We start from the raw sequence: 22,882 nt of genomic DNA, 5'->3' as shown, positions 1-22,882 counted from the left end.
TTAGTCCTGTCACACGACCCCGAAAAGGCGGACAAGCCGCCGAGAAGATGGCTTTGCCTGCTTGACTTGGTGAACAGGCTCCACCCTTTCGACTCCAAGGAGAGTGATATGGAACTCCCGCAGCGTCCGGGTTCCCGGCTCGACTCGTATGTCGACCGTTACGCTGCCAGGACTCGCGGGATGACCGCATCCGAGATCCGAGCTCTGTTCGCCGTGGCATCCCGGCCGGAAGTGGTGTCGCTGGCCGGCGGCATGCCGAACCTGGCGGCGCTGCCGATGGACTCCATCGCCACGGTCGCCGAGGAGCTGGTCCGCGAGTCGGGCACCCTCGCGATGCAGTACGGCGGGGCCCAGGGCGACGAGACCCTGCGCGAGCAGATCTGCGAGATCATGCGCCTGGAGGGCATCGAGGGCCACCCCGACGACGTCATCGCGACCGTCGGCTCCCAGCAGGCGCTGGACCTGGTCACCCGGATCTTCATCGACCCCGGCGACGTCATCCTCGCCGAGGGCCCGTCCTACGTGGGCGCGCTCGGCGTCTTCGCCTCGTACCAGGCCCAGGTGGTCCACGTGGCGATGGACGACCAGGGCCTGGTCCCGGACAACCTGCGCGCGGCGATCGCCTCGGTGAAGGCCTCCGGCCGCCGCATCAAGTTCCTCTACACGATCCCGAACTTCCACAACCCGGCCGGCGTGACGATGGCCGTCGAGCGGCGTCCGGAGATCGTGGAGATCTGCCGCGAGGCCGGAATCCTGATCCTGGAGGACAACCCGTACGGGCTGCTCGGCTTCGAGGGCGAGACCTACCCGGCCCTCCGCTCGCTGGACACCGAGAACGTCATCTATCTCGGGTCGTTCTCCAAGACCTTCGCCCCAGGCTTCCGCGTCGGCTGGGCCCTGGCGCCGCACGCGGTCCGCGAGAAGCTGACGCTGGCCGCCGAGGCCGCGGACCTGTGCCCGCCGGCCTTCTCCCAGATGATGGTCTCCCGCTACCTGACCACCCAGCCGTGGCGCGAGCAGATCAAGGCCTTCCGGGCCATGTATCTGGAGCGCCGCGACGCGACCCTGACCGCGCTGTCCGAGCTGATGCCCGCCGGTGTCACGTGGACCAAGCCCGACGGCGGTTTCTACGTGTGGGTCACGCTCCCGTCGGGGCTCGACTCCAAGGCGATGCTGCCTCGTGCCGTGACCGCGCGCGTGGCCTACGTCCCGGGCACGGGTTTCTACTCAGACGGATTCGGCGCGTCCTCACTGCGCCTGTCGTACTGCTACCCGACGCCCGAGCGCATCCGCGAGGGCGTGCGGCGCTTCGCCGACGTCCTGCGCGAGGAGATGGAACTGCGCGCGGCGTTCGGACACGACGCGACGCGGGCGCTGGAGAGCCGCGACGGCGTCGACACGCCCGGGCCCGATCTGGCCTAGCGGGGATGTTTCACGGGAAACCGGCGCCCGGTTTCCCGTGAAACATCGCTCGGGACCGGCGTGAAACAGGCCGTGTTTCCCGTGAAACATGAGGCGGCCAGACTGGCGGCAGACGATGTTTCACGGGAAACGTCAGCTTCGGCGGGCGTGCCGAGGCGGTCCCGACGCCGTCGATCCGGCGATGTTTCCCGTGAAACATCGCTGTTTCCCGTGAAACATCGCGCATGACCCCTCCGACTCCTCTGGCATGATCGGGGGCGAAGATACCGGTGAGAAGGGCAGTGATTGCAATGAGCGACCTGGGCCGTGTCGTCGTCTTGGCCGGCGGCCTCAGCCACGAACGCGACGTCTCGATCCGCTCCGGTCGCCGGGTGGCCGACGCGCTTCGCAGCGCGGGCGTCGAAGTACAGGTGCGCGACATCGACGCCGCGCTTCTGCCGTCGCTGCTCGCCGACCGCCCCGACGCCGTCTTCCCCACCCTGCACGGGGCCACCGGTGAGGACGGGGCGGTGCAGGGAATCCTGGCGCTGCTGGGCGTCCCCTACGTCGGCTCGTCCGCCGCCGCCTGCCGCCGCGCCTTCGACAAGCCCTCGGCCAAGGACGTCATCCGCTCCGCCGGACTGGCCACCCCCGACTGGGTCGCCATCCCCAAGACGACGTTCCGGGACCTCGGCACCCAGGCCGTCCTGGACGCGGTGACCGGTGGGCTCCCGCTGCCGCTGTTCGTGAAGCCGGCCCGGGGCGGATCCTCCCTCGGCGCGGCCGGCGTGCACACCCGCGAGGACCTGCCGGCCGCGATGGTGGCTTGCTTCGCCTACGACGAGACCGCGCTCATCGAGCGGCACATCACCGGCCGCGAGATCGCGGTATCGGTCGTCGACACCGGCACCGGCCCGCAGGCCCTGCCCGCGGTCGAGATCGTCGCCGACTCCGGCGTCTACGACTACGCGGCCCGCTACACCGCCGGCATCACCGAGTTCTTCGCGCCGGCCCGGCTCACCGCCGACGAGGCGAAGGCCGTCGAGCAGCTGGCCGTCCGCGCGCACACGACGCTCGGACTGTCCTGCGTCTCGCGCACCGACCTGATCCTCGACGCCGACGGGACGCCCTGGTTCCTGGAAGTGAACGTGGCACCGGGCCTCACTGAGACCAGCCTGCTGCCGATGGCCGCCGCCGCCGCGGACCTCGACCTCGGGGTGCTCTACCGCGATCTGGTCCAGGCCGTCATCGCCAAGTAGGCCGATGTTTCACGGGAAACACGGTCGGCTGTTTCCCGTGAAACATCAGTGGCGCCGCAGCAGGAGCCAAGTGAACGGCTGCACCGCATCCCACGGGGTGCGGTGTGTTCTTCGTTTCGGGCGTCCACGACGTCCCATCCGGAGAACTCCGCGGCAAGCGTGTCCGCGTCATAGCGCGCAGTCGGAAGTCCCGAGCACTGCTCCGGTCCGTCGGTCGCGAACGTCCCGACAGCCACCCAACCGTCTGGCTCGACAGCCGCGTCCACCGTTCGGCGGTAGGCAGCCCGATCCTCCTCCGCGGTGAGGAAGTGGAACACCGCGCGGTCATGCCACAGCTGATACCGGTGTTCCGGTCGCCACTCACGCACATCGGCCGCGATCGTGCTTCCCGTGAAACCAAGCTCGTCCCGCGCCACCGCCAACGCGGACTCCGCAATGTCGAGCACCGTCACATCGCTGAAGCCATCCGCCAGCAACCGGCTGCCGAGGACGGAGGCGCCGCCGCCGACATCCACGATCGCCGCAGCCAGCGACAGGCCACACTCGCGGATGAGCTCCAGCGACATCCGCGGATCGGTCTGGAACCAGCTGACGTCCTCGCGGCCCTTCTTGATGTACACCTCGTCCCAGTGCCCAGCCACTTTGCACCTCTCTCCTTCGCGCTGTTTCACGGGAAACAGCGCCCCCTGTTTCCCGTGAAACATGACAGAGGCCCGGCGGATGGGCCGCCGGGCCTCTTCACGGTTTCCCGTGAAACAACGACCTACTCGCCGAGGATCGCCTTCGCGATCCGCTTCAGATCCTCTATCCCCGCGTACTCGATGGTGATCCGGCCGCGCTTCTGCATGATGTCGACCTTCACCCGGGTCTCCAGCCGATCCGACAGCCGCTGACCGTACTCCTCCAGGATCGGCATCCGGCTGCCGGAGCGCACTCGCTTGCCCTTGGGCTTGTCGGTGAAGTCGAGGTAGTCCTCGGGCGTCTCGGTCAGCGCGGTGTCCAGTGCGGCAGCGTCCCAGCGGCCCATGCCCGCCAGCTCCTCGACCGCGCGGACCGACAGGTTCTCGCGGACGATGCGCTTGGCGATCTCCTCCTGCTGCTCCACCGACTTCAGGCCGAGCAGCGCTCGGGCGTGGCCGGCGGTGATGACGCCGGCCGCGACCCGGCGCTGGATGCCCGGGGTCAGAGTGAGCAGGCGCAGCGTGTTGGTCACGTGCGGCCGTGACTTGCCGATCTTCTCGGCCAGGACTTCGTGGGTGCAGTCGAAGTCCTTGAGCAGCTGGTCGTACGCCGCGGCCTCTTCGAGCGGGTTCAGCTGGGCGCGCTGGAGGTTCTCCAGCAGCGCGTCCAGAAGCATCCGGTCGTCGCGGGTGTCGCGGATGATGGCCGGGATCGCGGAGAGACCGGCCTCCTGCGAAGCCCGCCACCGGCGCTCACCCATGATGAGTTCGTAGTGGTGGTCGCCGTCGGGCTCGGGCAGCTGCCGGACCACGATCGGCTGGAGGAGGCCGACCTCCTTGATGGAGGCCACCAGTTCGGCCAGCGCGACTTCGTCGAACTCGGTGCGGGGCTGCACCGGGTTCGGTCGGATCTGGCTCTGCGGGATCTCGGCGAACGAGGCACCGGGAACCGGCATCAGTCCGTCCGGCACGCGGGTGCCGTTGAAGGACTCGGGACTGGCCGTGGGCGCCGGGACCGGAGCCGCGGGCGCGGACGCGATGCTCGTCGTCTCCTCGGACACCCGGTGGTCGGTGTCGATCGGCAGGGTGCCGAGCGCCGTCCGGACCGGTGCCGCTGTCGCGGCTTCCCGTGAAACATCGGTGGTGGTTTCACGGGAAACATCGCCGGCCGCCGAAGGGCCCGCCGACTCGGCTCGGGTCTTCTCGGACAGTATCGCGGGCGGGGCGCCGGTGGGGATCAGAGCACCCAGGCCCTTGCCCAGTCCGCGTCGGCTGCTGCTCACCACTGCTCTCCCATCGTGCCGTTCACTGCCCACCGCTGTGCAGGGACGCCCCACCGTACTCGATGTCGGCCCGGAAATCGTTCATGCCGTCCATCGCGATGCGGGACGCGCCGCGCTCAGCGATCTCCCGGGCCGCGTCCCGGTAGGCGATGGCCCCGGTGGAGACCGGGTCCCACGTCATCACGGTCTGGCCGTACGACGGCGCCTCGGAGACCCGCACCGAACGCGGGATCGCCGAGGACAGCACCTCGTTCGGGAAGTGGGTGCGCACCTGCTCGGCCACCTCGGTCGACAGCCGGGTCCGGGAGTCGTACATGGTGAGCAGAATCGTCGACACGTGGAGGTCGGGGTTCAGGTGCCCGCGGATCAGCTCGATGTTGTGCAGCAGCTGGCTCAGGCCCTCCAGCGCGTAGTACTCGCACTGGATCGGGATCAGCACCTCGGCGCCGGCCACCATCGCGTTGACCGTCAGCAGTCCCAGCGACGGCGGGCAGTCGATGAGGATGTAGTCCATCTTCTTCTGGTAGCCGGACAGCGCCTTGGACAGCCGGCTCTCCCGGGCCACCATCGAGACCAGTTCGATCTCCGCGCCGGCCAGGTCGATGGTCGCCGGGCAGCAGTAGAGGTGGGGGATCTCGGGCACCTGCTGCACGACCTCGTCCATCGTGTAGCGCTCGATGAGGACGTCGTAGACCGAGGGCACGTCGGCGTGGTGTTCGACCGACAGCGCGGTGGAGGCGTTGCCCTGCGGGTCCAGGTCGATCACCAGCACGTCGGCGCCGGCCTGGGCGAGCGAGGCGGCCAGGTTGACCGTGGTCGTGGTCTTGCCGACGCCGCCCTTCTGGTTGGCGACGACCAGGACGCGGGTCTTGTCCGGTCGGGGGAGTCGGGTCACTCCGGAGAGCGCTTCTATCGCGGCGGCGGCTTGGCGGGCAATCGGGGTGTCCGAGTCGTCGGAGACGGACGGCCCCTGGGCGGGAACGGAAGAAGACGGCATGTGCATTACCTGAAGGGGTGCAGAGGGAGTGGCTCCCGCGGGAACGTGTCCGGACTCGTACTCGAGGTCCACCGGCGGCGTGGCCATGACGTCGGTGGTCCCGGCGGGGTAGTAGGGCTCGTCGTTCAGGCTGTCCACCACGGACTGCGCGAGCAGCGGGTCGACCCCCTGGTGCTCTCGGTGTTCATTGCCGGGTGCGGCCACGGAAGAACTCCTGTCATGGGACGCGCGGAAGGCTGTGCTCAACATGAAGCGAGAAGCTACGAACCAACAGTCTGCCGTACTCGCTCCCCCGAGAACGAACGAAGGGCTGTGTTTCCCGTGAAACACAGCCCTCTTTTGTCGGTTTCCCGTGAAACATCGCCCCCGGCACCCTTCACGGGCCCCTCCGGCACCCTCGGTTTCCCGTGAAACATCGGTCGGCGGCCCCAGCCCCCGTCGGAGGCCGAGGCCGCGGACCGACCTCAGCGTCCGGGGCGCCGGTTCCGCGGCCGCTGCTTCTTCGGCCCGCGCACCTGGATCTCCTGCTCGATCCCGACCCGGATCACCGTCGTCGGCGGCTCCACGATCCCGGCCCCGACCGTCTCCACACTCCACCGGGTGGCGCCGAGCTTGGCGAGCAGATCCGCGCTCTCGGCGAGTTCGGCCTCGGCCGAGCCGCCCTTGAGCGCCACCATCTCGCCCCCGGAACGCAGCAGCGGCAGCGACCAGCCGGCCAGCCGGTCCAGCGGCGCCACGGCCCGGGAGGTGACCACGTCGAACCGCTCCTTGCCGGCGAACTCCTCGGCCCGGCCGCGCAATACCCGCACGTTGTCCAGGCCCAGGAGGTCGATCACCTCGTCCAGGAACAGAGTACGGCGCAGCAGCGGCTCCAGGAGGGTCACCGACAGGTCCGGGCGTGCCAGGGCCAGGACGATGCCGGGAAGCCCGGCTCCGGAGCCGACGTCACAGATCTGGATGTCGGTGGGCAGCAGACCGCCGACCACCGCGCAGTTCAGGATGTGCCGCTCCCACAGCCGCGGCACCTCCCGAGGGCCCAGGAGCCCTCGGGTCACACCGGGGCCGGCCAGGATCTCGGCGTACCGGGTGGCGTCGGCCGCCCGGTCGCCGAAAACGGAGACCACCGCCTCCGGAACGGGGCCCAGGACCAGATCGGTCGGCTCGCCGCCGGGGGAAGCGGGGTCGGGCGAAGAAGTTCGCATGTCTCCACTATGTCCTGACCGCTCGGTCCTCAGACCGGAAGCACCACGACACAGCGGTTCGGCTCCTCGCCCTCCGACTCGCTGCGCAGTCCGGCCGCCGCCACCGCGTCGTGCACGACCTTGCGCTCGAAGGGCGACATCGCCGACAGCTTCACCGGCTCGCCGGTCTCGGCGACCTTGCGCGCCGCCTCGGTGCCGATCCGGGTGAGCTCGGAGCGGCGGGTGGCGCGGTGGCCGTCGATGTCCAGCATCAGCCGCGAGCGCTCGCCGGTCTCCCGGAGCACCGCCAGCCGGGTCAGCTCCTGCAGCGCGTCGAGCACCTCGCCCTCGGAGCCCACCAGGTGGGACAGCTTGCCGCCGACGATGGAGACCGAGGCCCGATCGCCCTCGACGTCCATGTCGATGTCGCCGTCCAGGTCGGCGATGTCGAGCAGGCCCTCCAGGTAGTCGGCGGCGATGTCGCCCTCGCGCTCCAGGCGGGCGATCCGCTCGGCGGCGGATTCCGGAGCGCGCTCGGCAGACTTCTCGGCGCGCTCGCCGGCCGTCTCCTGCTCGGCGTCGACCTGCTCGGAGGCCTCGGCCTCGGTCACCGCGGTGGTGTCGCTCATGCCGTGCGGCTCCTCTACTTCTTGCGCTTGCTACGAGTGGTGCGGACCGGCTGTTGACGCTGCCTGGAGGCCGGCACCTTGTCCTGGGTGGGGGAGCCGTTGGCGGCGGCCAGTTCCTTGGCGGCCTCCGGGTTCTTCGCGACGAGCTCCTCGCGCTTGCGCTCCTCCTTGGCCTTGCGGCGGGCGAGCATCTCCTTCTCCGCCTGGCTGCCGGGCATCGGGGAATTGCGCAGAGTGTAGAACTGCTGGCCGATCGTCCACACGTTCGTGGTCATCAGGTACAGCACGACACCGATCTGGACGTTCAGGCTGAAGAACAGCATGCCGAACGGCATGACGTAGAGCATGATCTTCTGGCTCTGCATCATCGGGTTCGGGACGCTGTTGTCCAAGTTGGTGTTCTTGGCCATCATCATGCGCTGCGTCAGGAACTGCGACGTGGCGTAGATGACCGCCATGATGACCGCGACGATCTGCAGGTTGGTCACCGAGGTGATGCCGACCGCGGCCATCTGGGACGGCGTGTGGTGCAGGAAACTCAGCGACAGCGGCGCACCGAGGAAGTTCGCGTGCTGGGCGCTGTAGGCGTCGGCCTTGGACAGCGCGCCGACCGCGTTGCCGGCGGCCACGTGGCTGAGCACGCGGTACAGGCCCATGAAGAACGGCGTCTGCAGCAGGATCGGCATGCACGAGGCGAACGGGGAGGTCCCGTTGTCCTTGTACAGCTTCATCATCTCCTGCTGAAGCTTCTGCTTGTCGAGCTTGTACTTCTTCTGCAGCGCCTGGATCTGCGGCTGGAGTCGCTGCATGTTCTGCATCGACTTGATCTGCTTGCGGAACAGCGGAATCATCGCGGCACGGATGGTGATCGTCAGGAAGAGGATCGCCAGCACCCAGGACGCCGAGGAGTCGCTGCCGAAAATCGCCCCGAACGCCCGGTGCCACAGCATCAGCACGAAGCTGGTGGCCCAGATGATCGGGGAGAGGATTGTGTCGATCACGATCGAGCTCCTCGGCTGGACATCAGGTCGAGCCGGACCGCGGGACGGGCCGACTTGGTGGGCATACCGACCATTTCAGTCCGGTCGGAAGTCTGTGTGTCTTCACCAGGGGAACTCGTCTCGGTCACCGAGAGGTTCCGCGCCTCGTGATCTTTTTCGCCGCCCCCGGGCCGCCCGGGCTCCTTGGGCCTGACTGGATCGTATCCGCCCGAGCTCCACGGGTTGCAGCGCAGCACCCGCCAGACGGTCATGCCGCCGCCCCTGATCGCCCCGTGCGTCTTCACGGCCTCGTAGCCGTAGTGCGAGCACGACGGCTCGAACTTGCACACCGGGCCCCGCCAGTTCACCACCGGGCTCAGGACGATCTGGTAGAGCCGGATCAGGCCCATCAACACGTACTTCATCGCAACAGCTTCCGCAGGGCCGAATCCAGGTCGGCGCCAAGGGTGGCCGAATCCGCCGCGGCCGCCGGCGGCAGGGCCCGGATCACCAGGCGCGAGCCCGGGGGCAGCAGGTCCAGCCGGGACCGGACCAGGTGCCGCAGGCGTCGCTTGACCGCCGTCCGCACCACGGCCGGGCCCACGGCCTTGCTCACGACGAAGCCCGCCAGCACGGCGGCGTCAGCCGCAGGCGGCGGGTCCGAGGGGACTGCCAGGTGCGCGACGAGCGTGGTCCGGCCGGCCCTCCGGCCGCCGCGCACGGCCGCACCGAAGTCCGCCGACCTCCGCATGCGGTGCGCGGAGGAGAGCACGGCGGGACGGAAGGCTGCGAACCGCGGCTCAGGCCGACAGCTCGCTACGGCCCTTGGCACGACGGTTGGCCAGGATCGCGCGGCCGGCGCGGGTCCGCATGCGCAGACGGAAGCCGTGGGTCTTGGCACGGCGGCGGTTGTTCGGCTGGAAGGTGCGCTTGCTCACTGGGGGCTCCGCTTGTAGTTGGCGCCCTTCAGGGCGGCGTCACTGCTTAGGTCTGTCTGAAGTGCGCCAACGGCTCCTTCGCGCACAGACGCGCGGCATCGGCAATCGACTTCTCGACCTGCTTACGGTACGTGGCGCCACCCGGAAGGGTCAAACCCGAGGTGGACCGGGCCGTGGGCGTACTCCTGAGCCCTATTATCCACAGGACCTCCGTACTTGTGGATAACCGGGGCCACCCGCTACCGTCGGCCGGACCGCCACCGACCGCCGGACGCGGCATTTTGTGAGGTCCGCACCGCCCCGACAAGCGCCGGACCAGTGAAAACAACAGATACGACGACCGACACTGCCACGCCCGGCATTATCCACAGCTGTACACAGCTTCTGCGTACGACCTGTGGAAAGCCTGTGGGAAACGTGATGCCGGCCCGCCGGTCCCGCAGGGGGCGAGGAGCACAGAATGGAGCCGCAGGCCGTGTCCGACCCGCAAGGCTACACCCCGGTACCGCACCCGATGGCCGCGCCCGCCGACGCGATCGCGCTGTGGTCGCAGTTCCGCGCCCGCGTCGAGTCGGACGGCTCCCTGACCAAGAGCGAACAGGCCTTCCTGATGATCCCGGAGGCCAAGACCGTGATCGGCGACACGATCGTGCTCGCGGTACCGGACGACTTCTCCAAGAACTACCTGGAGCAGCGGCTCGAGCCGATGCTCACCACCCATCTGGCCGCCATGTTCGGCCCGGACATCAAGTTCAGCCTGTTCGTCGACAAGGCGATGGAGAACACCCCCGCCCCGGCCCCGTCGGCCGCCCCGGTCATCCAGCAGCTCGCGCCGCCCCCGGCGCACTGGACCCCGCCGCCGCCGGCGCCCCTGTCCGGGATCGAGCAGGCCGCCCCGGCCGCTTTCCACAGCGAACCGCCGGCGTTCGCCGCCGAGCTGCCCCGGCCCTCGATCGGCGGCGTGGCGCTGCCCCCGCCACGCATCTCCGAGCCGCCGGCCGAGGAGAACGACCCGATAGCGGCCACCCTGTCGCTGTCCACCGGCAGACCCGGTGCGCGCTCGTCCACGCCCGACGACGGCGCCAAGGCCCAGCAGGCCAAACTCAATGAGAAGTACGTCTTCGAGACGTTCGTCATCGGCTCCAGCAACCGGTTCGCGCACGCCGCGGCGGTCGCCGTCGCCGAGGCCCCGGCCAAGGCCTACAACCCGCTGTTCATCTACGGCGACTCCGGCCTGGGCAAGACCCACCTGCTCCACGCGATCGGCCACTACGCGCGCAACCTGTACCCGGGGACCCGCGTGCGCTACGTGTCCACCGAGGAGTTCACCAACGACTTCATCAACGCGATCCGCGACGGCGCCGGCAACCACCTGCGCAAGCGCTACCGCGACGTCGACATCCTGATGGTCGACGACATCCAGTTCCTGGAGAACAAGGAGGGGACGCAGGAGGAGTTCTTCCACACCTTCAACACCCTCCACAACGCCTCGAAGCAGATCGTCATCTCCAGCGACCGGCCGCCCAAGCAGCTGAACACCCTGGAGGACCGGCTCCGCTCGCGCTTCGAGTGGGGCCTGATCACCGACATCCAGCCGCCCGAGCTCGAGACCCGGATCGCGATCCTGCGCAAGAAGGCCCAGCAGGAGGGTCTCAACGCGCCGCCGGAAGTGCTGGAGTTCATCGCCTCCAAGATCTCCACCAACATCCGCGAACTCGAGGGCGCGCTGATCCGAGTCACCGCGTTCGCCTCACTGAACCGGGCCCCTGTCGACTTGTCGCTGGCCGAGGACGTCCTGAAGAACCTGATGCCGGACGCGGCCGGTCCGGAGATCACCGTCTCGACGATCATGGCGCAGACCGCGATGTACTTCGGGATCACCATGGAGGACCTCTGCGGGACTTCCCGCAGCCGCATCCTGGTGACCGCCCGGCAGATCGCCATGTATCTGTGCCGGGAGCTCACCGACCTTTCACTGCCCAAGATCGGGCAGGCCTTCGGCGGCCGGGACCACACCACGGTGATGCACGCCGACCGCAAGATCCGCTCGCTGCTGCCGGAGCGCCGGGCCATCTTCAACCAGGTCACCGAGCTCACCAACCGGATCAAACAGTCAGGCTGACCTGCTCCTTTCTTCTGAGGTCCCCGCGCCGAGCGTGTGGGGACCTCTTTTTGTGCCAGGCGGTGTCACCGCGCGACACGACACGCCGAAGATCGAGAAACGCCGCGCCTCCCACCTTTCATAGCTCCTTGTCGACTAATGTCCTGCATGTCCGCTTCAGAGCTCTATGTCGCTAAGGAGATGCCGCCGGAAACAGTCGGAGGCATGACGTTCCTCAGGTTCAACGTGTCACCCACATGGCAGATCGCATGATCGCGGCCGTCTGGGGACAAGTCCGTGGAAAACTGGGGATAACCTGTGGACAACGCTGTGCGTAACTGAGTGGACGTGTGGATACCAGCGAGTTATCCCCAGAGATGAATTGTTTTCCACAGTTAAACACACAAGCGATGTGGACTAACAAAATAGGTCTGAGCTGCCCGAAGACCGGTTATCCACAGTATCCACAGCCCCTACTACTACTACGACAACAGTTAGCTTCGTCGGCCGATTTGAATCGTCTCGGCCCACATCTGTGGAAAACCTGCGGACCACTTGTCGGACGTCCCACCGCGACGAAGACGGATTCACTCTTTCAGGGCCCTCTGACACTCCATCCCCCGTTGTCGCCGTTTCCACTCCTGCCGAAGCTCGTTTCAGGCACACTGGAACCTCCCAACACGCACCGCCGATTCACAGCCTGTGGGTCACAGACGGCATGATGGGACGCTGGTTCCGACGAGCAGCGAGCAAGCAAGCAGGAGGCGGTGTCCGGTGAAGTTCCGGGTCGAACGCGACGTCCTTTCCGAGGCCGTGGCATGGACCGCGCGGTCCCTGCCCAGCCGTCCGGCCGCCCCGGTCCTGGCCGGCCTGGTCTTCGAGGCCGCCGAAGGCGACGGCGGGGACAACGGCTCGGTCACTTTGTCCGGGTTCGACTACGAGGTCTCCTCGCGGGCCCAGATCAGCGCCGACGTCACCGAGCCCGGCCGGATCCTGATCCACGGCAAGCTGCTCGCCGACATCGCCAAGTCGCTGCCGAACCGCCCCGTGGAGTTCTCCACCGAGGGCTCGAAGGTTCTCGTCAGCTGTGGATCCAGCCGCTTCACGCTGCAGACGCTGCCCGTCGAGGACTACCCGGCGCTGCCCACCATGCCGACCGCCACCGGCGCGGTCACCGCCTCCGGGCTGGCCGGCGCGGTCTCCCAGGTGGCCATCGCCGCCGGGCGCGACGACACCATCCCGATGCTCACCGGCATCCGCGTGGAGATCGAGGGCGAGAAGATCACCCTGGTCGCCACCGACCGCTTCCGGCTGGCCGTGCGCGAGCTCCAGTGGAAGCCGGAGCAGGACGACATGTCGGCGACCGCCCTGATCCCCTCCAAAGTCCTGTCGGACACCGCGAAGGCGCTCACCGGGGGCGACTGGGTCTCCCTGGCGCTGTCCGGCGGCGACGCCGGCGAGGGGCTCATCGGCTTCGAGTCCGGCGAGGGTGCCTCCAGCGGGGCCAAGGGCTCCCGGCGGATGACCTCGCGGCTGCTGTCCGGCGAGTTCGTGAAGTACCGCTCGCTGTTCCCGAACGAGTACAACATCACCGCGACCGTCGAGACCGGGCCGTTCCTGGAGGCCGCCAAGCGCGTGTCCCTGGTGGCCGACCGGACCTCGCCGATCAAGCTGGCCTTCACTCAGGGCGAGGTGACCCTGGAGGCCGGCGCGGGCGACGAGGCGCAGGCCTCCGAGGCCATGGACGCGGTCCTGGACGGCGAGGACATCTCCGTCTCGTTCAACCCCGCCTTCCTGCTCGACGGCCTGCAGGTGATCGACACCCAGTACGCGCAGCTGTCGTTCACGGTCGCCTCCAAGCCCGCGGTCCTCATGGGCCGCCCGGCCCTGGACGCCCCGGCGCAGGAGGAATTCCGTTACCTGATGATGCCGCTGCGTGTCCCCGGTCAGTCCGCGGGCTGACCCGGAAAGCGATCGCCTCTCAGGCCCCGTAAGGTCGGTTCTGACACGATCAGGTGAAGGTGACGGAAGAAACAGAGGGAAGACGATGGAGATCGGTCTTGTCGGCCTGGGCAAGATGGGCGGCAACATGCGCGAGCGCATCCGCCGCGCCGGACACACCGTCGTCGGCTACGACCGCGACCCCAAGCTGGCCGACGTCGGCTCGCTGAAGGAGCTGGTCCAGACGCTGGCCGCGCCGCGGGTGATCTGGATCATGGTCCCGGCCGGTGAGGCCACCGACGCCACGGTGAACGAGCTGGCCGATCTGCTGCACACCGGCGACCTGGTGATCGACGGCGGCAACTCGCGCTGGACCGAGGACATCAAGCACGCCGAACTGCTGAAGACCAAGGGCGTCGGCTTCGTCGACGCCGGCGTCTCCGGCGGTGTCTGGGGCCTGCAGAACGGCTACGCCCTGATGGTCGGCGGCGACGAGGCCGACATCGCCCGCGTGCAGCCGGTCTTCGACGCGCTCAAGCCCGATGGCGACAGCGGCTTCGTGCACGCCGGCGCGGTCGGCGCGGGCCACTTCTCCAAGATGGTCCACAACGGCATCGAGTACGGCATGATGCAGTCCTTCGCCGAGGGCTGGGAGCTGCTGGAGGCCGCCCCGCAGGTGACCAACGTGCGCGAGGTGTTCCGCTCCTGGCAGGAGGGCACCGTCATCCGCTCCTGGCTGCTGGACCTGCTGGTCCGCGCCCTGGACGACGACGAGCACCTGGCCGGCATCCGCGGCTACGCCGACGACTCCGGCGAGGGCCGCTGGACCGTGGAGGCCGGTATCGACATGGCCGTGCCGACCCCGGCGATCACCGCCTCGCTGTACGCGCGCTTCACCTCGCGCCAGGAGGACTCGCCGCAGATGAAGGCGGTCGCGGCGCTGCGCAATCAGTTCGGCGGACACGCCGTGCAGAAGGAGAGTTAGGACACCCATTGCGGGTCACGCATCTGTCGCTGGCGGACTTCCGCTCGTACGCCTCCCTCGAGATCGCGCTCGAGGGAGGCGTCACGGCGTTCGTCGGCCCCAACGGGCAGGGGAAGACCAACCTGGTCGAGGCGATCGGCTACATCGCCACCCTCGACAGCCACCGCGTGGCCACCGACCAGCCGCTCGTGCGCTTCGGCGCGCCGCGCGCCATAGTGCGCGCGAACGTGGAGCGCGAAGGCCGTACACAGCTTGTGGAAATCGAGCTGAACCCGGGCGGGGCGAACCGGGCGCGGCTCAACCGCAATCCGGTCCCGCGCCCGCGCGAGGTCCTCGGTGTGCTGCGGACCGTGCTGTTCGCGCCGGAAGATCTGGCGCTGGTGAAGGGCGATCCCGGGGAGCGCCGGCGGTTCCTGGACGAACTGCTCGTCGCGCGCTGGCCGCGCTACGCCGGGGTCCGTGCCGACTACGACAGAGTGCTGAAGCAGCGCAACACCTTGCTGCGCACGGCCGCGATGGCCCGGCGTAACAAGACCTCCGGCCCCAACATGTCCACCCTCGACGCCTGGGACCACCACCTGGCGCTGGCCGGCGCCGAACTGGTCGCCGCGCGGCTGGCGCTGATCTCGACGTTGTCCCCCCTTGTGGACAAGTGTTACGTCGAGATCGCCGAGGGTGGGGCGACCCGCATCGGCTACCGCTCGACGGTCTCCCCGGAGCCCGATCCGGCCGTCGCCGTCCTCACGGAACAGTTCCTGACGGCTCTGGGCGAGGCCCGCGCTAACGAATTGGAGCGCGGCATCACCCTGGTCGGCCCGCACCGCGACGAAATGCTGCTGGAGCTGACCTCGGCGTCCGGCGAGCACATGCCGGCCCGCGGCTACGCCAGCCACGGCGAATCCTGGTCGTACGCGCTGGCATTACGTTTGGCCGCCTACGACCTGCTGCGCTCGGACGGATCCGACGGCGGCGAGCCGGTCCTGATCCTGGACGACGTCTTCGCCGAACTCGACGCCAAGCGCCGCCGCCGGCTGGCCGAGCGTGTGTCCGGCGCCGACCAGGTGCTCATCACCGCCGCCGTGGACGCCGACGTCCCCGAGCAGCTGATCGGCCAGAAGTTCACAGTGGCCGGCGGGCAGGTGAGTGCGGCGTGAATCCACAGCCTGTGGACAACGGATCCGAGGGCTCGGGCGTGGACCTGGCCCGCGCCGCGCTGGCCGCGGCCCGGGCCCGGGGCAAGGACAACGGCGCGGGGTGGAGCGGCAACCGCCGGCGTAACAACAACCCGGGCCAGCGCTCGGGATCGGGCCCCGACGAACGCGATCCGCAGCTGCTGTCCTCGGCGATCCCCAGGATGATCGAGGACCGCGGCTGGAGCGTGCCGGCGGCGGTCGGCGGCGTCATGGGCCGCTGGGGCGAGATCGTGGGCAGCCACATCTCGGCGCACTGCCGGCCGGTGGAGTTCAACGACGGCGTCCTCACCATCCGCACCGATTCCGCGGCCTGGGCCACCGAACTGCGGATGATGGCCCCGCAGCTGCTGGCGAAACTCAACGCCGAGCTGGGGACCTCCCGCGCGGCCCACGGCGGCCGCGAAGCCGCCGGCGCCATCGGGCACCTGAAAGTGGTCGGCCCCGGCGGGCGATGAGGCGATCTCGCCCGTTCCCTGTCTTTTGACCTTGTTCGGCACCCCCTCGGCGGTTAGGTTCGCGGTGGACCGCCGCCAGCCCGCCGGCGGCCCCGGGCGGCCCGTGAGCGCTGATCGCCTGTTCAGCAGGCCTGAATCGGCCCCGCCGAGGCGGATCACAAGCGTCCATACCTGTGACAATCACCCTCTCGCATCCTCAGACCGTGCAGGACGCTGTCGTGAGCCGTCCGCAGGGCGCCTCGTATGGGGGGACTTCAAAGACGGGCAAAAAATGTCTCTCGAGGCCTCACAGGGCCGTACGAGGGCCACTTTGGTCAGCCGGGCAGGGTAGAATGAAGCCTGTAAGTCTTCCCCTTCGCGGCTCGCGTCGGGCCGCGACTGTCCGGTGGGTTCCTCCGACGGCGCGCTCCGAGGCCCGGGTCGTGTTTTGAGAAAGGGCCAGCGCGCCGTGGCGGACGTAGAACCGACCGGGGACAACACCACCCCAAGCTCCGATGGCACCTACAACGCCGACTCCATCAGCGTTCTGGAGGGGTTGGAAGCCGTCCGGAAGCGGCCGGGCATGTACATCGGCTCCACCGGCGAACGCGGTCTGCACCACCTGGTGTACGAGATCGTGGACAACTCGGTGGACGAGGCGATGGCCGGCTACGCCGACACCATCGAGGTCAGGCTGCTGGCCGACGGCGGCGTGAAGGTCGTGGACAACGGCCGCGGCATCCCGGTCGGCATCAACACCAAGACCGGCAAGTCCGCGCTGGAAGTCGTGATGACGATCCTGCACGCCGGCGGCAAGTTCGGCGACGGCGGCTACAAGGTCTCCGGCGGTCTGCACGGCGTCGGCGTCTCGGTGGTGAACGCGCTGTCCACCCGGGTCGAGGTCGAGGTGCACACCGACGGTTTCGTCTGGAACCAGGTGTACAAGCACGGCGTGCCCGAGTCCGAGGTGTGCAAGGGCGGCCCGGCCGAGGACACCGGCACCTCCACGATCTTCTGGGCCGACACCGACATCTTCGAGACCACGGTCTACTCCTTCGAGACGCTCTCGCGCCGGTTCCAGGAGATGGCCTTCCTCAACAAGGGCCTGACGATCTCGCTGACCGACGAGCGTCCGGAGTTCCTGGACGAGAACGGCGAGCAGCGCTCGGTGAAGTACCACGCCGAGGGCGGCATCGCCGACTTCGTGCGGCACATCAACTCGCGCAAGGGCGAGCCGGTCCACCCGAACGTCATCGACTTCGAGGGCGAGGACAAGGACCGCACGCTGGCCGCCGAGATCGCCCTGCAGTGGAACAGCCAGTACTCCGAGTCGATCTACACCTTCGCCAACAACATCAACACGCACGGCGGCGGCACGCACGAGGAGGGCTTCCGCGCGGCGCTGACGACGCTGATCAACAAGTACGCGCGCGACCAGAAGCTGCTCAAGGACAAGGACGAGAACCTCGCCGGCGAGGACATCCGCGAGGGCCTGACCACGATCGTCTCGGTGAAGCTGTCCGAGCCGCAGTTCGAGGGCCAGACCAAGGACAAGCTGGGCAACCCCGAGGCCAAGACCTTCGTGCAGCGTCTGGTCTACGAGAAGCTCGGCGAGTGGCTCGAGGAGAACCCGAACGAGGCCCGCGAGGTCATCCGCAAGACGATCCAGGCCTCCACCGCGCGCATGGCCGCGCGCAAGGCCCGCGAGCTCACCCGCCGCAAGGGCCTGCTGGAGTCGTCCTCGCTGCCCGGCAAGCTGTCCGACTGCCAGTCCAACGACCCGACGAAGACCGAGATCTTCATCGTCGAGGGTGACTCCGCCGGCGGCTCGGCGCGCTCCGGGCGCGACCCGATGACCCAGGCCATCCTGCCGATCCGCGGCAAGATCCTGAACGTGGAGAAGGCGCGCATCGACAAGGTGCTGCAGAACACCGAGGTGCAGGCGCTGATCTCGGCGCTGGGCACCGGGGTGCACGACGACTTCGACATCAGCCGGCTGCGCTACCACAAGATCATCCTGATGGCCGACGCCGACGTCGACGGCGCGCACATCAACACCCTGCTGCTCACGCTGCTGTTCCGGTTCATGAAGCCGCTGGTCGAGGCCGGGCACGTGTACCTGGCCGCGCCGCCGCTGTACAAGGTGAAGTGGACGAACAACGACTTCCACTACGCCTACTCCGACCGCGAGCGCGACCAGCTCATCGAGGCGGGCGTCGGAGCCGGCAAGCGGATGAAGGACGAGACCGTCCAGCGCTTCAAGGGCCTCGGCGAGATGAACGCCGAGGAGCTGCGGATCACCACCATGGACCGGGAGCACCGGATCCTGCGGCAGGTCACGCTCGACGACGCGGCCCAGGCCGACGACCTGTTCTCGGTCCTGATGGGCGAGGACGTCGAGGCCCGCCGGAACTTCATCCAGCGCAACGCGAAGGACGTCAGGTTCCTGGACATCTGAGTCCACACCCGTCCACGAAGCAGACCTGACGAGAGCACCACCTCTCCTTTTACAGCGAAGGATTGAGATTTGAGCACGGAGACTGTGGACGAGATGCCGCAGGGCGACCGGATCGACCCGGTCGACCTCCAGACGGAGATGCAGCGCTCGTACCTCGACTACGCGATGAGCGTGATCGTCGGCCGCGCGCTGCCGGACGTCCGGGACGGCCTGAAGCCGGTGCACCGCCGGGTGCTGTACGCGATGTACGACGGCGGCTACCGCCCCGACCGCGGCTACTACAAGTGCGCCCGCGTCGTCGGCGAGGTCATGGGTATCTACCACCCGCACGGCGACTCCCCGATCTACGACACCCTGGTCCGCCTGGCGCAGCCCTGGTCGCTGCGGATGGTGCTGGTCGACGGGAACGGCAACTTCGGCTCCCCGGGCAACGACCCGGCCGCGGCCATGCGGTACACCGAGTGCAAGATGGCGCCGCTGGCCATGGAGATGGTGCGGGACATCGACGAGGACACCGTCGACCTGCGCCCCAACTACGACGGTCGCTCCACCGAGCCGGTCGTGCTGCCCGCGCGGTTCCCCAACCTGTTGGTGAACGGCTCGACCGGCATCGCGGTCGGCATGGCGACCAACATCCCGAGCCACAACCTGCGCGAGGTCAACGACGGCGTCCAGTGGTTCCTGCAGAACCCCGAGGCGACCAACGAGGAACTCCTGGAAGCGCTCATGGAGCGCATCAAGGGCCCGGACTTCCCGACCGGCGCGCTGATCGTGGGCCGGCGCGGCATCGAAGACGCCTACCGGACCGGCCGCGGCTCGATCACCATGCGAGCGGTGGTCAACACCGAGGAGATCAACGGGCGCATGTGCCTGGTGGTCACCGAGCTGCCCTACCAGGTGAACCCGGACAACCTGGCGCTGAAGATCGCCGAGCTGGTGAAGGACGGCAAGGTCGCCGGCATCGCCGACGTCCGCGACGAGTCCTCCTCCCGGACCGGCCAGCGCCTGGTGATCGTCCTGAAGCGGGACGCGGTCGCCAAGGTCGTGCTGAACAACCTGTACAAGCACACGCAGCTGCAGGACTCGTTCGGCGCGAACATGCTGGCGCTGGTCGACGACGTGCCGCGCACACTGCCGCTGGACGCCTTCATCCGGCACTGGGTCACGCACCAGATCGACGTGATCGTCCGCCGCACCCGCTTCCGCCTGCGCAAGGCCCAGGAGCGCGCGCACATCCTGATCGGCCTGCTCAAGGCGCTGGACGCGATCGACGAGGTGGTGGCGCTGATCCGCCGCTCCCCCACGGTCGACGAGGCCCGCACCGGCCTGATCGAGCTGCTGACCATCGACGAGATCCAGGCCAACGCGATCCTGGAGATGCAGCTGCGCCGGCTGGCCGCCCTGGAGCGGCAGCGGATCGAGGCCGACTACAACGAGCTGATGGCCAAGATCGCGGACTACACCGCGATCCTGGAGTCGCCGGAGCGGCAGCGGCGGATCGTCTCGGAGGAGCTGCAGGCGATCACCGACAAGTACGGCGACGACCGGCGTTCGCAGCTGGTGCCCTACGAGGGCGACATGTCCATCGAGGACCTGATCCCCGAGGAGGACGTAGTCGTCACGATCACCCGCGGCGGCTACACCCGGCGGACCCGGACGGACCTGTACCGCTCGCAGAAGCGCGGCGGCAAGGGCGTCAAGGGCGCGCAGCTGAAGCAGGACGACATCGTCGACCACTTCTTCGTCACCACCACGCACCACTGGCTGCTGTTCTTCACGAACAAGGGCCGGGTGTACCGGGCGAAGGCGCACGAGCTGCCGGACACCGCGCGCGACGCGCGCGGCCAGCACGTGGCGAACCTGCTGGCGTTCCTGCCGGACGAGAAGATCGCCCAGGTGCTGGACCTGCGGGACTACGAGCAGGCGCCGTACCTGGTGCTGGCCACCAAGAACGGCCTGATCAAGAAGACGCCGCTGAAGGACTACGACTCGCCGCGCTCGGCCGGCGTCATCGCCATCAACCTGCGCGAGGACGACGAGCTGATCGCCGCCGAGCTGGTCTCCCCCGAGGACGACCTGCTGCTGGTCTCCAAGCAGGCGCAGGGGCTGCGCTTCACCGCGACCGACGAGGCGCTGCGGCCGATGGGCCGGGCCACCTCGGGCGTGATCGGCATGCGCTTCCGCGAGGACGACGTGCTGCTGTCGATGGACGTGGTCCGGCCGGACACCTTCTTGTTCACCGCCACCTCCGGTGGCTACGGCAAGCGGACGGCGGTGGACATGTTCCCGCTGCGCGGCCGCGGCGGCCTGGGCGTGATCGCGGCCAAGACCGTCGACGAGCGCGGCGGCCTGGTCGGCGCCGCGGTCGTCGACGAGGGCGACGAGGTCATGGCGATCACGCTGTCCGGCGGCGTGATCCGGACGCGGGTGTCCGAGGTGCGGCCGACGTCGCGGGACACCATGGGCGTGCGGGTGATCAACCTGAGCAAGGGCGACACGGTGCTCGCGATCGCGCGCAACGAGGATCCGGGCGAGGCCCTGGACGAGCTGGGCGAGGAGCCGGGGGACTCGGCCGGCGCGGACTCCGGCGCGGGTCCGGTGGCCGAGGCTTCGGAGAACGGCGCGGTGAGCTCGGCGGATGCCGAGGGCGTCGAGGGTGCCGAGGGCTCGGGCGAGTCGGGCGATTCCGACAGCTCGGAAGACTCAGAGGGTTCGGAGGGCTCCGGCGAGGAGTGATCGCCTGAGGCCTGACAGAAGGCGAGGCGGCGGCATCGGTGCGAGGCACCGGTGCCGCCGCTTGTTTTTCGCCGGCCCCGGTGTCTCGACACCGGGCAGACGGGTGACGCCCGTTCGGCGGTGCTCGGCGGGGCCTGGACCTCGGCCTGGTTCCGTTACGTGTCCGGTTATGTGCAGGGAGCAGCGTTGAGGTCCGTCGAACATATGGTCCGGGCTACGGAAAATTGCGGGGCCGGGGAGACCTATGAGCATGAGAACGGTAGCTTGGCCGGGTGAGTAGCGAGACGACGACCGATCCCGGCCTCGGAACCGACCCCGACGGCGTCGGCGGCGGGCCCCGCGCTTACGGGGTCGGCCCCGGCGCCTCTTCCGTTCCCGACGCCGTGCCGCCCGGGGCGCACCGGCAGGCGCCGCCGCCGAACCAGCCGCCGCCCGGTTACGGGCCGCCGCAGGGTGGGCGCGGACCTGGTGGGCCCGGCCCTGCGGGCGGGTATGGACCTGGCGGTCCTGGTGCTGCCGGCATGCCCGGCGGTCATGGTGGCCAGCAGGGCGGTCAGGGCCAGGGTGCGCATGGTGCTCACGCCGCTCCAACGGCTCAGGGTGCGTCCGGCGCTCCCGCTCATGGCGTTCCGGGCATGACCGGCCCCGGCGCCGGCCCGGCTCACGCGCCCGGTCCCGGCCTAGCTCATGCTCCCGGTCCTGGCGCTGGTCCCGTCGCTGGTCCAGGTGCTGCTCCCGGCGTTCCCGGCGGCCCTGGCGTTCCTGGTGGCCCCGGCGTTCCTGGCGTTCCGGCCGGCCCCGGCACGCCCGGCGCCGCCGGTGCCGGAGCCGCCGCCGGCGCGGGCGCCGCGGTGGCGGGCGCGGCCACCGCGATCACGGCCGGCCTGTCTGGTCTGGCCGGGCGGCTTTCCGGCGGCGGAGGCCGTCGTACCGGGGCAAGACGCAAGGAAGCCCCTACCATGGGCACTGTGGCGTATCAGCAATCGGATTCCGCTCAAGGCCAGGCGGGCACCCGCCAGCAGGCCGGAGGCGGCTGGGGCGTGCGCCCGACCAACCCGGCGGCCGGCTCCCCGTCGGGCGCGCCCCGCTACCAGCAGCAGGCCCAGGCGCCCGGCGCCGCCCCGCGCGGCCGCAAGGCCCGCCTGCGGGTGGCGAAGGTCGACCCCTGGTCGGTGATGAAGACGACGTTCGTCCTGTCGATCGCCTTCGCGGTCGTCTCGGTGGTCGCGGCGGCCCTGCTGTGGTCGGCCCTGAACGCCCTCGGCGTCTTCGACTCGATCAACCGCACCCTGGCCTCCGTCGCCCCCGCCAACCAGCCCAACAGCGTCACCCTGACCTCGGTCCTGTCCTTCGGCAAGGTGATGAGCTTCACGGCCCTGGTGAGCGTGGTGAACATCGTCCTGTTCACGGCCCTGGCCACCCTGGCGGCCTACCTGTACAACATGTGCTCGTCCCTCGTCGGCGGCATAGAGGTCACCCTCGCCGACGACACCGCCTCCTGAGGCGCCCCCGCTAAGCGGTTTTGGGGCACCGCCCCCGGTGGGGTAAGCTTCTCGACGTTACCAACCGGGGCCTATGGCACAGTTGGTTAGCGCGCCGCCCTGATAAGGCGGAGGTCGGTGGTTCAAGTCCACCTAGGCCCACCCCGGTGAACAGCCTCGGATCTGTAAAGATCCGAGGCTGTCG

At 68.9% G+C, this 22,882-nt stretch carries 20 protein-coding genes and 1 tRNA gene; 12 read left to right on the top strand and 9 right to left on the bottom strand.

Translation table 11 applies throughout. The features are described from left to right. Positions 1–108: 108 nt before the first annotated feature. Together ABH926_RS08950 and ABH926_RS08945 are read left to right on the top strand one after the other, a co-directional pair. On the top strand, positions 109–1,422 hold the full coding sequence (locus tag ABH926_RS08950) for a PLP-dependent aminotransferase family protein (RefSeq protein WP_370364927.1): 1,314 nt from the start codon (positions 109–111) through the stop codon (positions 1,420–1,422). A gap of 290 nt (positions 1,423–1,712) precedes the next feature. Beyond that, positions 1,713–2,660: a D-alanine--D-alanine ligase gene (locus ABH926_RS08945; RefSeq protein WP_370364926.1), complete on the top strand. Its 948-nt coding sequence runs from the start codon at positions 1,713–1,715 to the stop codon at positions 2,658–2,660. Here the strand turns inward: ABH926_RS08945 and ABH926_RS08940 are convergent. From ABH926_RS08940 to rpmH, 9 genes are all read right to left on the bottom strand, one after another. Then, positions 2,624–3,301, bottom strand: a complete 678-nt coding sequence (locus ABH926_RS08940; RefSeq protein WP_370364925.1) for a trans-aconitate 2-methyltransferase — start codon at positions 3,299–3,301, stop codon at positions 2,624–2,626. The two genes, ABH926_RS08945 and ABH926_RS08940, sit on opposite strands and share 37 nt — an antisense overlap. Before the next feature lie 122 nt (positions 3,302–3,423). Beyond that, positions 3,424–4,623, bottom strand: a complete 1,200-nt coding sequence (locus tag ABH926_RS08935; RefSeq protein WP_370364924.1) for a ParB/RepB/Spo0J family partition protein — start codon at positions 4,621–4,623, stop codon at positions 3,424–3,426. Positions 4,624–4,645: 22 nt separating this feature from the next. After that, the gene (locus tag ABH926_RS08930; RefSeq protein ID WP_370341229.1) at positions 4,646–5,626 is read right to left on the bottom strand and encodes a ParA family protein; all 981 of its coding nucleotides are present in this window, start codon (positions 5,624–5,626) and stop codon (positions 4,646–4,648) included. A gap of 458 nt (positions 5,627–6,084) precedes the next feature. After that, positions 6,085–6,822: a 16S rRNA (guanine(527)-N(7))-methyltransferase RsmG gene (rsmG, locus tag ABH926_RS08925; protein WP_370364923.1), complete on the bottom strand. Its 738-nt coding sequence runs from the start codon at positions 6,820–6,822 to the stop codon at positions 6,085–6,087. Between the two features lie 29 nt (positions 6,823–6,851). Further along, entirely contained in the window at positions 6,852–7,430 is a 579-nt protein-coding gene (locus ABH926_RS08920; protein WP_370364922.1) for a protein jag, read from the bottom strand. 14 nt (positions 7,431–7,444) lie between these two features. Further along, positions 7,445–8,431 carry a membrane protein insertase YidC gene (gene yidC, locus ABH926_RS08915; protein WP_370364921.1) on the bottom strand — a complete coding sequence of 329 codons (987 nt, stop codon included), beginning with the start codon at positions 8,429–8,431 and terminating at the stop codon, positions 7,445–7,447. Then, positions 8,428–8,835, bottom strand: coding sequence for a membrane protein insertion efficiency factor YidD (gene yidD / locus ABH926_RS08910; RefSeq protein WP_370364920.1), 408 nt, complete (start codon positions 8,833–8,835; stop codon positions 8,428–8,430). Before yidD ends, yidC begins: the two co-directional genes overlap by 4 nt. Then, complete coding sequence (gene rnpA / locus ABH926_RS08905) at positions 8,832–9,182, bottom strand: ribonuclease P protein component (protein WP_370364919.1); 351 nt, start codon at positions 9,180–9,182, stop codon at positions 8,832–8,834. The genes yidD and rnpA overlap by 4 nt, the downstream gene beginning before the upstream one ends. A 28-nt stretch (positions 9,183–9,210) precedes the next feature. Then, complete coding sequence (gene rpmH / locus ABH926_RS08900) at positions 9,211–9,348, bottom strand: 50S ribosomal protein L34 (RefSeq protein WP_015797593.1); 138 nt, start codon at positions 9,346–9,348, stop codon at positions 9,211–9,213. A gap of 475 nt (positions 9,349–9,823) precedes the next feature. Here rpmH and dnaA point away from each other — a divergent pair, with 475 nt between their 5' ends. The 10 genes from dnaA to ABH926_RS08850 all read left to right on the top strand — a co-directional run bounded on the left by dnaA (position 9,824) and on the right by ABH926_RS08850 (position 22,839). After that, the gene (gene dnaA, locus ABH926_RS08895; protein WP_370364918.1) at positions 9,824–11,470 is read left to right on the top strand and encodes a chromosomal replication initiator protein DnaA; all 1,647 of its coding nucleotides are present in this window, start codon (positions 9,824–9,826) and stop codon (positions 11,468–11,470) included. 753 nt (positions 11,471–12,223) lie between these two features. Then, positions 12,224–13,411, top strand: a complete 1,188-nt coding sequence (gene dnaN / locus ABH926_RS08890; protein ID WP_370364917.1) for a DNA polymerase III subunit beta — start codon at positions 12,224–12,226, stop codon at positions 13,409–13,411. Positions 13,412–13,496: 85 nt separating this feature from the next. After that, on the top strand, positions 13,497–14,375 hold the full coding sequence (gene gnd / locus ABH926_RS08885; protein ID WP_370364916.1) for a phosphogluconate dehydrogenase (NAD(+)-dependent, decarboxylating): 879 nt from the start codon (positions 13,497–13,499) through the stop codon (positions 14,373–14,375). A gap of 8 nt (positions 14,376–14,383) precedes the next feature. After that, positions 14,384–15,529 (top strand): DNA replication/repair protein RecF, encoded by a 1,146-nt coding sequence (gene recF, locus ABH926_RS08880; protein ID WP_370364915.1) that lies wholly within the window; start codon positions 14,384–14,386, stop codon positions 15,527–15,529. Then, positions 15,526–16,023: a DUF721 domain-containing protein gene (locus ABH926_RS08875; protein ID WP_370364914.1), complete on the top strand. Its 498-nt coding sequence runs from the start codon at positions 15,526–15,528 to the stop codon at positions 16,021–16,023. Before recF ends, ABH926_RS08875 begins: the two co-directional genes overlap by 4 nt. Positions 16,024–16,471: 448 nt before the next feature. Beyond that, positions 16,472–18,460 (top strand): DNA topoisomerase (ATP-hydrolyzing) subunit B, encoded by a 1,989-nt coding sequence (gene gyrB, locus ABH926_RS08870; protein ID WP_370364913.1) that lies wholly within the window; start codon positions 16,472–16,474, stop codon positions 18,458–18,460. A gap of 93 nt (positions 18,461–18,553) precedes the next feature. Beyond that, positions 18,554–21,196 (top strand): DNA gyrase subunit A, encoded by a 2,643-nt coding sequence (gene gyrA, locus ABH926_RS08865; protein WP_370365192.1) that lies wholly within the window; start codon positions 18,554–18,556, stop codon positions 21,194–21,196. A 453-nt stretch (positions 21,197–21,649) separates the two neighbouring features. Next, complete coding sequence (locus ABH926_RS08860; protein WP_370364912.1) at positions 21,650–21,835, top strand: hypothetical protein; 186 nt, start codon at positions 21,650–21,652, stop codon at positions 21,833–21,835. 320 nt (positions 21,836–22,155) lie between these two features. Further along, positions 22,156–22,698, top strand: coding sequence for a DUF3566 domain-containing protein (locus ABH926_RS08855; protein WP_370364911.1), 543 nt, complete (start codon positions 22,156–22,158; stop codon positions 22,696–22,698). Between the two features lie 67 nt (positions 22,699–22,765). After that, positions 22,766–22,839: transfer RNA gene (locus ABH926_RS08850), tRNA-Ile, on the top strand. The last annotated feature ends 43 nt before the right edge of the window (positions 22,840–22,882 follow it).

Origin of the sequence: Catenulispora sp. GP43 (genome assembly GCF_041260665.1) — a bacterium.
In the GTDB taxonomy this organism is placed as follows: Bacteria; Actinomycetota; Actinomycetes; order Streptomycetales; family Catenulisporaceae; genus Catenulispora.
The sequence above is the reverse complement of the archived record's forward strand: the minus strand, read 5'-3'. Positions and strand labels throughout refer to the sequence as shown.